This window comes from Dickeya dadantii NCPPB 898 (assembly GCF_000406145.1).
GTDB lineage: Bacteria > Pseudomonadota > Gammaproteobacteria > Enterobacterales > Enterobacteriaceae > Dickeya > Dickeya dadantii.
The window spans coordinates 2,422,593-2,435,253 of sequence record NZ_CM001976.1 but is presented as its reverse complement, the minus strand read 5'-3'; the positions used below and the strand labels follow the sequence as shown (position 1 = coordinate 2,435,253).

At 52.9% G+C, this 12,661-nt stretch carries 11 protein-coding genes and 3 pseudogenes; 5 read left to right on the top strand and 9 right to left on the bottom strand.

What is annotated here, in order from left to right; translation table 11 throughout:
- Nucleotides 1-31: 31 nt before the first annotated feature.
- The 6 genes from uspE to sodC form a co-directional block, all read right to left on the bottom strand.
- Nucleotides 32-997, bottom strand: coding sequence for a universal stress protein UspE (gene uspE / locus DDA898_RS11195; RefSeq protein ID WP_013317982.1), 966 nt, complete (start codon nucleotides 995-997; stop codon nucleotides 32-34).
- Nucleotides 998-1,130: 133 nt separating this feature from the next.
- A complete protein-coding gene (fnr, locus tag DDA898_RS11190) occupies nucleotides 1,131-1,883 on the bottom strand; it encodes a fumarate/nitrate reduction transcriptional regulator Fnr (protein ID WP_013317981.1) in 753 nt (250 codons plus the stop codon).
- A gap of 163 nt (nucleotides 1,884-2,046) precedes the next feature.
- Nucleotides 2,047-2,586 carry a methylated-DNA--[protein]-cysteine S-methyltransferase gene (gene ogt, locus DDA898_RS11185; RefSeq protein WP_038909804.1) on the bottom strand — a complete coding sequence of 180 codons (540 nt, stop codon included), beginning with the start codon at nucleotides 2,584-2,586 and terminating at the stop codon, nucleotides 2,047-2,049.
- 173 nt (nucleotides 2,587-2,759) lie between these two features.
- Complete coding sequence (locus DDA898_RS11180; RefSeq protein WP_038909803.1) at nucleotides 2,760-4,703, bottom strand: methyl-accepting chemotaxis protein; 1,944 nt, start codon at nucleotides 4,701-4,703, stop codon at nucleotides 2,760-2,762.
- Nucleotides 4,704-4,768: 65 nt separating this feature from the next.
- Nucleotides 4,769-5,029: a hypothetical protein gene (locus tag DDA898_RS11175; protein ID WP_038909802.1), complete on the bottom strand. Its 261-nt coding sequence runs from the start codon at nucleotides 5,027-5,029 to the stop codon at nucleotides 4,769-4,771.
- 1 nt (nucleotide 5,030) lies between these two features.
- A complete protein-coding gene (gene sodC / locus DDA898_RS11170; protein ID WP_013317977.1) occupies nucleotides 5,031-5,555 on the bottom strand; it encodes a superoxide dismutase family protein in 525 nt (174 codons plus the stop codon).
- Nucleotides 5,556-6,011: 456 nt separating this feature from the next.
- Between sodC and DDA898_RS11165 the strand changes: the two genes are divergently transcribed.
- From DDA898_RS11165 to tnpA, 3 genes and pseudogenes are all read left to right on the top strand, one after another.
- Entirely contained in the window at nucleotides 6,012-6,581 is a 570-nt protein-coding gene (locus DDA898_RS11165; protein WP_038901242.1) for a hypothetical protein, read from the top strand.
- Nucleotides 6,582-6,815: 234 nt separating this feature from the next.
- Complete coding sequence (locus DDA898_RS11160) at nucleotides 6,816-8,792, top strand: methyl-accepting chemotaxis protein (RefSeq protein ID WP_038909801.1); 1,977 nt, start codon at nucleotides 6,816-6,818, stop codon at nucleotides 8,790-8,792.
- Nucleotides 8,793-8,993: 201 nt separating this feature from the next.
- A pseudogene (gene tnpA, locus DDA898_RS22270) lies at nucleotides 8,994-9,197 on the top strand (IS200/IS605 family transposase); the annotation flags it as partial.
- A 41-nt stretch (nucleotides 9,198-9,238) separates the two neighbouring features.
- On the opposite strand, the pseudogene DDA898_RS22265 reads toward tnpA, so the two are convergent.
- Nucleotides 9,239-9,640, bottom strand: a pseudogene (locus DDA898_RS22265) (helix-turn-helix domain-containing protein); the annotation flags it as partial.
- 134 nt (nucleotides 9,641-9,774) lie between these two features.
- Between DDA898_RS22265 and DDA898_RS11155 the strand changes: the two are divergent.
- Together DDA898_RS11155 and DDA898_RS23195 are read left to right on the top strand one after the other, a co-directional pair.
- Nucleotides 9,775-10,233 (top strand): GNAT family N-acetyltransferase, encoded by a 459-nt coding sequence (locus DDA898_RS11155; RefSeq protein WP_038911222.1) that lies wholly within the window; start codon nucleotides 9,775-9,777, stop codon nucleotides 10,231-10,233.
- 83 nt (nucleotides 10,234-10,316) lie between these two features.
- A pseudogene (locus tag DDA898_RS23195) lies at nucleotides 10,317-10,388 on the top strand (IS200/IS605 family transposase); the annotation flags it as partial.
- A 158-nt stretch (nucleotides 10,389-10,546) separates the two neighbouring features.
- On the opposite strand, the gene ulaA reads toward DDA898_RS23195, so the two are convergent.
- Nucleotides 10,547-11,824, bottom strand: a complete 1,278-nt coding sequence (gene ulaA / locus DDA898_RS11150; RefSeq protein ID WP_038909799.1) for a PTS ascorbate transporter subunit IIC — start codon at nucleotides 11,822-11,824, stop codon at nucleotides 10,547-10,549.
- A 235-nt stretch (nucleotides 11,825-12,059) separates the two neighbouring features.
- A complete protein-coding gene (locus DDA898_RS11145) occupies nucleotides 12,060-12,566 on the bottom strand; it encodes a phenolic acid decarboxylase (RefSeq protein ID WP_013317972.1) in 507 nt (168 codons plus the stop codon).
- Nucleotides 12,567-12,661: the final 95 nt, after the last annotated feature.

The window sequence follows — 12,661 nt, the reverse complement described above, 5'->3', positions numbered from 1 at the left end:
ATTTAATGGTGTGTGCGACGAACGGCAGCCGTCAGGCGTTTTCGTCCGGGTGGTCGGCTTCCCCTTGCAAGGTCACCGGAGAGACGAAATCGTCCGGCTTGATAGCCAGCAGATCGCACTTCAGGTGATCAATCACATGCTCCACCGTGTTGCCGATAAACGCAGCGGACAAACCGGTCCGCCCCAGCGATCCCAGCACCACCACGCCCGCTTGCAAATGTTCTGCCAGGTCGGGAATCACTTCTTCCGGCAGCCCTTTTTCCACATGGGTAACCCGCTCGTCCAGGTTGAATTTCTGTCGCAGTGATTTCATCGCCAGCAGGTGCTGACCACGAATGGCGCCGTTGTAAACGCCGGGGTCGAAATCCGGCAATTCGATGGCGATATTGATGGGCGTGACCGGATAGGCGCCCACCAGATGGACCTCGGTCTGATTGACCTGCCGGGCCAGATCCAGCGCTTCCGACACCAGCTTGATATTGAGCGGATCGTGATACGGGTCTTCGCTGGCCAGATTGACCGCCACCAGCGCACGGCTATCTTCCGGCCACGGCTGATCTTTCACCATCCACACCGGGCAAGGGCATTTACGCAACAACTGCCAGTCGGTCGGAGTGAAAATCACCGCTTCCAGCCGGTCGTGCTGATGAGCCATTTTGAGCAATAAGTCGTGTTTGCCGGCAATGACCTCCTGAATAATGGCTTCATAAGGTTTGTTATGCCAGACTACCTTGATATCAATAGCGATTCCCGCATCAAGATAGTATTTACACTGTTCCGCAATCCATTCGGTTCGTTGGGCGATAACCCCTTGTCTCATCTCGGTTCTTTCATCCGGAGAGAGCAGGGTGGTCATTTCGTAGGAAAAGTCGTAAATAGGCAAAAATGCCTTGATACGGCCACCAAGCCGCTGGACCAGATAAACGGCCCGTCGTAACGCGGGCTGGTCATCCTGATTGGGGTCAATAGCTACCAGTAAGTTCTGATACTTCGCCATAGCTCCTCCTGTTGGCTGTCACGCTGCAGCCTGCCCGTTAAGAGTAACGCAAGGAAATCGCTTTGAACAACTGGTGATGAAGACCGGATCGACAATTCAGAGCAATCATTGATCCGGTCAGGGGATGGGGGTGCTACGCTTTGCTACGTGAGTTGCCGGCCAGTTCGGCCAGCGTTTCGATATTTTCGATGGTGATGTATTTGCCTTTCACCGCCAGCATGCCGCTTTTCTGGAAACGGCCGAGCAGGCGACTGATGGTTTCCACCGTCAGGCCAAGGTAGTTGCCGATGTCGCCGCGGGTCATGGTCAGGCGGAATTCGCGAGGTGAGAAGCCGCGCTGGGCGAAACGGCGGGACAGGTTGTAGATGAACGCCGCCAGTCGCTCTTCGGCGTTTTTCTTTGACAACAACAGGATCATGTCCTGATCGCCACGGATTTCGCCGCTCATCAACCGCATCATCTGCTGACGCAGATTAGGCATTTTGCCGGACAGGTCATCCAGCGTTTCAAACGGAATCTCGCACACCATGGAGGTTTCCAGCGCCTGAGCAAAGCTGGGGTGCTGGGCGTTGCCGATGGCGTCGAACCCGACCAGATCGCCCGCCAGATGGAAACCGGTGATCTGCTCGTCACCCTGTTCGGTGATGGTGTAGCTTTTGATGGTGCCTGAGCGGATGGCGTACAGTGATTTCAGTTCATCACCGGCCTTGAACAACGCTTGCCCTTTCTGGATGGGTTTCTTCCTTTCGATGATGTTGTCGAGCTGGTCAAGTTCATGCTCGTTCAGCGTGAAAGGAATACACAGCTGGCTGATGCTGCAGTCCTGACAATGGATTGCGCAACCGCCAGACTGAATGCGTCGGATTATTCGCTTTTCAGGAATCATAGACTTTACTCAGGCGATAATTGATATCGGTCAATTTTAACAGCTTTTATTGAGTCTGATAAGATCTGCTATCTCTGGAACTGACCAATAAATAGTGAGCTTATTAATATTTTTACCATCACATTCGGATTTTTTACCCTGCGGCTACATCATCCACGGTAAGTTAATGGTCGGTATTGAATAAATTCCGCTGTGGCAAATACCCTTCGTGGGTTAATAACCATTGTTTGCGATGAATGCCGCCGGCATAACCGGTGAGCGCGCCTTGCGCACCGATAACACGATGGCAGGGGACCACGATGCTGATCGGGTTGGCGCCATTGGCCAGACCAACGGCGCGCGCGGCGCCCGGTTGGCCGAGTCTGGCGGCCAAATCGCCATAAGTGGTTGTACTGCCACAGGATATAGTGCGAAGCGCCTGCCATACCTGGTGCTGAAAGTCGGTGCCGGCGGCGGCTACCGGCAGCGTTTCAATGATATGCAGGTCGCCGGCGAAATAGGCGCGCAGAGCATCGGTTAATCCACCAGGATTATTACAGGCTTTTAACACGAATGGATCGTGGCGATAACGCTTATTCAGAGATTGAGATAATTTTTCTTCATATTCACGCCATTCCACCGCCCTAAGGTGATAATTTTCATCGGCAATCAATAATAATTCCCCGATGGGCGTTGGTAGCGTGTCAAATAAAAATGTCTGCATGGATATCGTGTTGTGAAACGTCGGCCAATTACGATGACGTGGTGACCTGATTTAAGCGTGGTCAGCATTGTCGCTTTAATAGCGCTGTCTGTCACATAAAAACTGCATGATTTTTCAGGGAAGCGCCGGAGGCGGCGGGTGGGAAGAACGGCCGCCGCCGGTTGAGGGCCGATTTAGGAGGAGGCGAGTTTTTGCAGGGTGGTCAACTGGTTGACGGCATCCTGCATAGCATCCATACCTTTGGCAAGATCCTTCAAATTACCCAGGTTAGCGGTCATATTGGACCGGTCTTTCTCGGTTTCCGCGCTCATATCGGCGATTTGATTCGCCGCCGAGATGCTTTTATCCGCCATCTGCGTTGTCGTCGTTACCGTCTGCTGTGCAATGGTGCGAATATGCGCGATGGTTTCAACGGCTTCGTTGATGCTGTGAGTGGTGGCATCCACCTGCTCTTTGGATGAGCTGGCCAGTTTGCGTACCTCGTCGGCGACCACGGCGAATCCCCGGCCCGCCTCGCCGGCGCGCGCGGCCTCCACCGCCGCATTCAGCGCCAGCAGATTGGTTTTATCCGCAATGGCGTTAATGCCGCTGGTGATATGACTGATGCCTTTTGAAATACGCTCCAGATCGTTGAGGCCGGTTTCAAGCCGGATCTGCGCTTCCTGCGTCTTTGCGGCGGATTCGCTAATCGCGCGAATACTGGTCTGGGCCACATCCAGCGTATCGCTTTGTCGTAACGTTGCCTGCTCAAGCTGCGGCATGGCCGTTAGCAATGGCGCCAGCGCCTGCTCGTAATCGACCACTTGTTTGACCACCGCGGACTGAATGTCATGCAAGGCTTCCCAACGCCGCAGGGAACGCTGAGCGTAGTGGCCAGCATACGCGGCGTATTCGACCGGGAAGTGCGTCATCGCCTTAACATCACGACTGAAAAATGCCAGCGCAGATAGCGTCTGGTTGATCGGCACACCCAGAATTTCACCAAAACTGGAAAAACCCGCCGCGGGGACCTGATCAAAGAATTGGGCCTGTTCCAAATTGGGGTTGCCCGCACGGCGTAGTACACAGTCATTGAGTAGAACAAGATCCGGTTTGCCATATTGCGATATGAACTGTTGCCAGTCCCGCTCGGTTGTGGCGATAAAATCCGTTGACTGCATAAGATACAGACGGTCGCCAAACTCCAGATCGCAGAAAAAGGCAATGCGGTCTTCTTTAATCGATGCGATGGATCGGACGAAGTATTCATCGTTGACTTTAACCGCAAAGGTTTTTCCTGTCAGATGCTGGCTGATTTGGTTCGGCGGGCAGCGCAAACATGAGGCGATCGCCTCAATGATGGGTTGCTCATGGCCGTTGGCGTCAAAGACGGACTTAACCGTGCGGGCGACGGGGTCGGCTTCCGCCACCAGCCAGCTTTGTTTTGTCGGATCAAAGTTCTGGCTCTTGAACGGCGCAAAAGACTTACCGGGCGCCATCTGGCAGAACACAATCACGGCTTTTCCTTGCAGCACCGTATTGTCCGCACCGATGTAGGTTCCGCTGAAATCGAGCCGCCCGCCTGCCGCGCCGCCAATGGTCAGACAGGGGAAACGGCGGCAGGCATACCAGGCTTGCATCAGAAACCCTTCCGACGCAGCCAGGCCATCGCAATAAATCAGCGCAAACGTGTTATCCGAAGAGAGCGGCAAACTGACATCCAGGCGTTCCAGTTCTTGCCTGATGGCATCGATCCTGGCGCGGGCGCTGGGTTTGTCATGCATGTGCAGATCCACCAGATGCACTTCATGTTTAGCGATCAGTGATTGGGGCATCCACAGCCAGCTGCCATACGGACCGTTCATGTCGCAGTAAGTGGAATTATTGCGCTGGCTGCATAATGCGCCGGTGGAGGAAAGGGTGATAACGGTGCGATGGGGGGCAGAGAAACGTTGCCAGGCGCGGTTGACCTCTGAAAAATTGGCTTCAGGTGGCACAAATACCAGCAGCAACCCCGGTTTTGATGGTAACCCGAGGGCTGACAGCGAGGAGGGTAAAGCATCGCAGCGATAGGCCCCACGTGCAGGGCGGTTCCTTTTTAAACCCGGGATTGCGATATGGCTCAGGAAAGATGACATGATATTCCCACTCCCTATATTTAAATTAATTTAATGGGAAGCACAGTTCATCCTACGAGATGCTTTCAGGGTATAGGGTGATCTCGATCACCTGCTATCAACGGTATAAGCAAGAAATTCATTTCCGTGTACAGGATCACATCGGTAATAACCTTGGCATCAATAAGGTAATAAGTGGTGATAGAAATGATTAATAACGACAGATTATAATTAATAAAATCTAATGTTTTCGGTGTTTTATCAGGAATGCCGCGCAAACAAAGGGGGACTGAAAAACGTGCAGAGATGGCCGACGCCGCCGGTTGGGCCGCGTCGGTTGACAACATGTTATTGAATAACGCCGCAGGCGATACGCATGCCGCCGCCGCCCAGCTCTTTTGGCATATCCGAGTAGTTATCGCCGCCGGTATGGATCATCAGCGCGTGGTTTTTCACCTCCGATAGCGATTTCAGCCGTGGTGCCAGCACCTCGTAACTGGCGGTGCCGTCGGCATTGACCACCAGCCCCGGCAGGTCGCCAAGGTGGCCTTTGTCGTTGTAAGGGCCAAGATGTTTGCCGGTTTTTTGTGGGTCCAGATGGCCGCCGGCCGCCAGTGCCGGCACCTTGTTGCCGTTCTGCTCGCCCGGCGCGCAGCTGGCGTTGGCATGCACGTGGAAGCCGTGAATGCCCGGCGGCAATCCTTTCAGGCTGGGGCTGAACAGCAGGCCGTATTCTGTTTCGGTGATGGTAATATCACCAAGCGTATTGCCGTCTCCGGTCGGCAGCGCCTCTTTTAGCGTTACCGTGGTGCTTGCCGCGCCGGCTATCGCGCTAACGAACAGGCTGGACAGAATCAATGCTTTCAGTTTCATGATGTTCCCTTCTTTTCCATTGTCATGGGTTTTCAACGTGTTGGTTCACTGCACCGCGCAACCGGCGGCCATGCAGAGGACTGAGTCGTATCGGGTCACCCAACAAAACTATAGTTGCCGTGGTACAGTGCGCCAGTCTTTTAAGTGACGTTGTCACTTATTGATTCGCTGTTGATCACCGAGTGATGCGGCAAAAGGCGTGTATAACCTGCTCTGGGTTCGGCTTCGTTGCTGATGTGCATGTAGAGCGGAACAGGGTGAACGGATGAGCGCCGGGAAAATGCCGCGCGGCGGGCTACCGATGGTCGCGCTGAATTGCGGATACTGCGTCAGAGCAACCGAATTGCGGTAAAAATTGACGCTATCACACTGATAAAAAAACAATTCGATATATAGTGTTATCAGGGGATGGTTTGTATCAAAAAATCAGACGCATTTATTAAAGGAGAGAAGAACATGAGTAAGGGCGTTATAACGAAAGGGCTGTGCGGTCTGTTGCTGGCTATGCCGCTCTATGGTTTTGCCGACAACGGCAATCCGGACCTGATCGCCGGTTATACCTCTCAACAGCTGGGCGACGCACTGCCGGCCGTTGTCGATGGTTTGAAACGGCAGAAGGTGGAGGTGGATGCGAAAGAGCATTCGGTGCAGGCGGAGTATGTGGATACCGCAACCAAGCGTAAGGCGCTGGTAACCGTTTATATGCCGCCATTGACCAACGGGCAGACGGCGGCTGGCGATAGCGAACTGGATGTCGTGGTCGCCAGTTCCGAGAAAGAGATGCTGCGCCAGCGTATCCGGCCGGAAAAAAAGGATCTGGTCGCTGACGGCACGCCGAAGTTCCGTTGCCTGCTGACCATTCTGAATGACCAGGTGGTGCATTCGCTGTGCTCTGCCGTGGTGAAAGGTCGCATCATCGAAATCCAGCCGGTAACGCTGGTGGACAACAAAATGTTTGAGCCGGCCCAGCAGCGTCAGGCCAGTACAGTTCTGGCGATTGGCAAAAGTCTGGCGGCGGTCAAATAATCCTATTTCCTTGCCCGACTGCTTAGCCCTTGCCTTCCGGCAGGGGCTTTTTGGGTGTTGATTAACGCGGTTTGATGATGAGAGCCAATCACTTCTGATTGCAATAAAGCATTATTTTGCGTTAAGTGTGATTCTCGTCACTAGATTTTGCTAAAAAAACATCATTATCTTCCGATAAGTAAAAATATCTGTCGCCTTTATCACGGCGCATTCCACCCAGTCGGAGAAGCAAGGATGAGTGTGTTTGGGAATTATGTGCGAAATCTAAAGATCTCTCACAAGATGTATGGCGGATTTGGCCTGGTGCTGCTGCTGGTTATTCTGGCGTCGGCCTTCAGCTCGGTTCGTTTTTTCATGATTCAGGATTTATATATTAAAAGTTCGATCATGAATGAAATGGGAAACTTTATTGATCTTACCCGAATTGCCCGGATTAAATTCACGTATACGCTCAATAATGACAACCTCAACAACCTGAATAAATACCTTGAACAGGCTCGTCAGCTAAATGAAAAAGCCAACGCGCTGCGCTGGGATGCGACGTATCAGAGCGATTTCAGCAATGTGGCGCAGGACTTTACGGAATACGCCAAAAATATCGATCGTGTCAAAAGCAGTGTTGACGGCATGAACGATGTCACCAAAGAGATCGCCGCGCTTGACCAGAAAGAAGCCCTGAGCGATGCGTTCTACGTCAGTTCTAGCGATATCAATCTGTTACGGCAATATCATCAGACCAGCGTGCTCTACGCACAGTTGGTGGATAAAGTGCATCTGTTGCAAAAAGAAGGCAGCGAAGCGGCGTTTAAATCGATGCAGGGCGTTTATGATCAGGCGAAAAAATCCTTCGACGGCCTGAATGGATTGCTCCCTGCGGAGGCTAAAAATAGCGTCAGCGAACTCGGTAGCCGAATTGAGCGCTATAACCAGAGCGGCGTGAAATATAACGATAAGGTTAATCAACTGAGAACGACCGATTCCGCGCTCAGAGCGACCGGGGATAAGCTGATTAACGACATCGACGGGATTCTCAAAAAAATCGGCGCTCGTAACAACGATATTATCAATAACTCGGTATTCCAGACGATTATTTCCGGCATTGCCGCCGCAGTGTTGGGGCTGTTCATTGCCTGGTCGGTCACCCGCCAGATTACCCGACCGGTGATCGCCAACCTGAAACTGGCGGAGAAGATCGCCGGCGGCGATCTGTCGGCCAGCGTGGTGGTGGAGCGTCATGATGAACTGGGGCAATTGACGCTGGCGATGATGTCGATGACTGAAAAACTGCGCCAGCTGATCGCCGACATTCGGCACAGCGTCTACAGCGTGGCGAAAGCCTCTTCGGATATCGCCGCCGGCAACAACGACTTGTCTTCGCGTACCGAGCAGCAGTCGTCGGCGATTGTGGAAACCGCCGCCAGCATGGAACAGTTGACCGCTACGGTGAAAAACAACGCCGACAATGCCCGCCATGCCAGCCAGATTTCCGAGCAGGCTTCCGGTAACGCCAATCGGGGCGGTGAGATCATCCACAAGGTGATTCAGACTATGGATGACATCTCCGGCAGTTCGAAAAAGATTTCCGATATTACCACCGTCATCAACAGCATTGCGTTCCAGACCAATATCCTGGCGCTGAACGCCGCGGTGGAAGCGGCGCGCGCAGGGGAGCAGGGGCGCGGTTTCGCGGTGGTGGCCGGTGAAGTACGCAATCTGGCGCAGCGCAGTTCTCAGGCGGCCAAAGAGATTGAAGGGCTGATTTCAGAATCGGTGACCCGGGTCAATACCGGGACGGTGCTGGTGTCGGATGCGGGGAGCGCGATGGATGACATTATGGCATCCGTTAAGCGGGTCCACGACATCATGGGCGAAATCGCTTCGGCGTCGGATGAACAGAGCCGTGGCATTGCGCAAATAGGCGCGGCGGTATCGGAAATGGACACCACTATTCAGCAGAACGCTTCGATGGTGCATGAATCGTCCGCGGCGTCGAATTCGCTGGAGGATGAGGCGGCGAATCTGTCGCGGCTGGTGTCGGTCTTCCGCCTGTCGCCACAGGATGAACCGGCGCTATCCGGCCACGCCCCGGCGCTGGTACGCCCGCGGATGACGGATAGCAGCGCGCGGATGACAGATAACAGCGCCCGTACCGCCGCGTTGCCCGCCGGCCGTCCAGCCAGCTCGTCATCGGATAACTGGACGACGTTCTAAGCCGGCGTTTCGGTATCACCAAGAAAAACGGCAGGCCACCAGAGCCTGCCGTTTTATTGTCTATAGAAAACCCCCAGCTAGGCTGGGGGTTCCGTAAAGCTTCCAGCTTTGGGGCGGATATAAAAACCCCTTTTGATTTGTTAAAACACCTTGCGGTCTGGCAACTGCAATGGTCAAACAAGAAATCAAAAGGGGGTCCCAATGGGGGACGAAAAGAGCTTAGCGCACACCCGCTGGAACTGTAAATATCACATAGTTTTCGCACCGAAATACCGAAGACAGGTCTTCTACGGTGAGAAACGGCGGGTAGTAGGGAGTATCTTAAGAAAACTGTGTGAATGGAAAAATGTGCAGATTCTGGAAGCCGAGAGCTGTGCTGATCACATACATATGATACGCAGTGTGGGGGCAGCTCTGCGCCATACCAGACCAGCAGCGGGCAGCTAGCGACGAACCGTAGAGGAATGTAACGGACATCCGGTTATATCCCTGATTTTTATCGCCAGCAGTTCCGTGCTCCAGCGTGAACGCTGATAACCAAAATCGCCCGGAGAATATTTTACAAGTTCACGCAGCAGTGCACAGATATGTTCAAACGGCCAGCGGCGGCCACGCCCTGCGGGTAAGGATTTCAGGCCTTCCACACCATATAACGTAAACCAGTTAATCCATCGCCCCACGGATGAGCGGGCGCAACAGAGTGTTCTGGCAACATGGCTGACACTGTCGCCCCGGTGCAGCATCAGCATGGCGGTCAGTCTGCGGGCATGGTTTTTATCCTTTGTTCTGTGAATAGTTTTCTGCATCATGCGTCGTTCAGTACGGGAAATGAAAGCTATAATTGGCATTGCTCAGTCCGGCTGGTGATTTGGAGTCTCTGACGATTGGTCAGATCCCGCAACCGGGACTGAGTTCCTGAAAAAATACGCTACTGCCTGAATATGGGCAGCCATATAAGCAAACTCACAGGAGCGGTGCTGGAATGCAAAACATCAGGGTTGAACGTCTTTCATCAGTAACTGAGACTCTGGTTTCCGATTTGACGAATTTACTGTCTGAGCTGTCAGAAACAGCATCAGATCTGGAAGTCGATGTTATTAAAGGAATTATTAACTCTGAACCGGTACAAATATTTGTGGCTTATGACGATGCAATACCAGCACCAGCGGGTATGTTGACATTAGTTTGCGTAACACTGCTGTCGGGTAAGAAGTGTATTATTGAAGACGTGATTGTCGGTACCCGGTTCAGACGAAGAGGGATCGCCTCTGAATTACTTCATTCTGCTATTGTTTACTCACGTACCTACGGAGCACGTTATATTGATCTGACGTCCCGTTCAGAACGTGTAGCAGCAAATGAGCTTTATAAAAAGACAGGCTTCATCAAACGGCAGACTAATGTGTACAGACGAATATTGCTGGAAAAGCTGGATCTTTGATTGTCGTTTAAACACTTCAATATTGAGGGGTACCTTCAATTTGGTGTAAGTTCCGGAAGTGATCTACTATTAGGAACAGTTATTTAGAGCAGGATAAACTGGGCGAACAGTTATCAATCCCGTATCCAGGTAGCCCGTTTACGGGCCGTAAGTAACGGATTTGGATGCAAATGTCAGATTGCGATGCGCCTGTTAGGGCGCGGCTGGTAACAGAGCCTTATAGGCGCATATGAAAAACCTCCGGCTATGCCGGAGGATATTTATTTGGGATGGATTGTTTTGATGGATTGTTTGGGGTGGATTGAACGAGACGTCAGTTAAACCAGCGCAGCAGATGATCCAGAATCAGCGCCGGTAGCGTGAAATCCGGGTCGGCGAATGTGACGCCCTGCGCGCCGAGATGCGAAAACAGCGGCAATGTCAGCGCCGGCAGCACGCACAGCAGCAGGCCATTCAGACTGCTGGCGATAATCGCGCCGCGCACGCCGCCGGTGGCGTTGCCGAAAATGGCGGCGGCGCCGCCGGTGATAAAGCTGGCCATGATGCCGGGCACGATAATCGGCAGTCCAACCAGCGGGAACAGCAGAATACACACCAGCTCCACCGAGAAGCTGATCAGAAAGCCGATCAGCGTGGCGTTGGGCGCTTTGGTAAACAGCACCATCACATCGACCGCCGGAATGGCGCCGGGGGCGAACACATTGGCGAAGCCCTTGAACGCCGGCACGATTTCAGCCGTGAACAGGTTTACGCCGGCCTTGGCCAGATACAGCCCGCAGGCGAAGGTGGCGGACTGTTCCAGAATAAAAATCACTACGTTTTTATCCGCCGCGCCAGCGCCGTACACCATCACCATAGCGTCGCTGATTTGCGGCCGGGTGGCGAACAGGCAGGAAAGCAGCAACAGCACCAACATGGTCAGCAGTGTGGCGACATTCGGCTCGCGGAGAAAGTCGAAGCGCTGACTGAGCGTCAGGTGCTCGGTGTTGCTGTTTTTGTTGCCGAACCATTTCCCCATATAAGACCCCAGCACATAAGACGAGATGGCGGCATGGGAAATGGCGTATTCGTTGGAACCGATGATATCGCGGCTGAACCGGCTGAGAATATAGGGCGACGCGGCCATGTAAAGGCCGATCAACAGCGAGGACACCACAATGATAGTGGTATTGCTGTAATTAAGCTGAATCAGTACCGCGGTGAAGGCAAAGGCCATGAACAGCACCAGATGCAGCGACAGGTAGATGTATTTCAGCCGGGTGAATCGGGCCAGCAGAATATTTAGCACCATGGCGAACAGCAGGATCAGCGCGGCGGTCGCGCCAATCTTGTCAATGGTCGCCGCCATAATCGCTTCATTGCTGGGCACCACGCCGACAATATCGAAGGCGTGAGAAAACAACGAACTGAAGGCGGTCAGCACTTTCATCAGAATGCTGCCGCCAATTTTGATCATGGTGAAACCGATAAAAGACAGAAACGTACCGGTAATCAGGCGGGAAAGCGGGGCGCGCTGAAACAGCAATCCGAGAAACGCCACGATGGCGATAATCACCGCAGGGGTTTTGACCAGACTAAGCAAAATATCCATATTTCTTCATCCATAAATAAAGTGAACGGTTATTCTGTAAACCGTGAAAACAGGCGGTATTCACGCGGGACGAATGATTTTTGCATTTTTCAAAATGGCGTTCCACTTCAATTTATGGCGTTGCCGGTCAATTAGGTGAAGTCTGGTTTTGCCCGATGCAGACGTATTACGTAGGGGGAATACGGTACGGCAGGAAAGAAAAAACGGCGGACCGGACGGGCCGCCGTGGGGGGACTTAACGCAGATTCTGCGGGAAATTATCCGGCAGGTCGCTGGCCGGGCAATTGATGACGCTGTTATCGTTTTCGCCGCAGTCGCGCACAAAGGTAATGGTGGCGAATTCGTCAATCACTTCAGTCGGGTAGGCCGGGCCTGCCGCACGATAGGACTCCATCAGCGGGATGTGATCGTTCTGGAAGCAGACGGTTTTTTCCGGGTTGTTGATCACCCAGCGGGGGAAGAAAATGGTGCCGTGGAAAATCCGATCGCCCAGATTGATGATCAGGCTTACGTCGGTGCCGGTTGGTTCCGTCCAGGAGATCTTGCAGACGTCGCGGGCGACGCGGGCGATAAACACTTGCTGGTCTTTCACCCAGCGATTGCCCACGATGCCGCTGTGGATACGGTAATCCAGCGTGTGGTCATTTTTCACGTATATCTCGTAATTCCAGCCGTTGTCGTAGGTATAGACCAGATGTTTTCCCACAAAACCGCTGAGATCCTGTTTGTCGAAGCTACTCATACTGTTTTCCTTCTGTTGACTTATCTGGAGTATAAAAGCGGATTAAGTTGATTAATAACGCTGTTTTTAGCGCTAATTAATTCGATAATTAGATG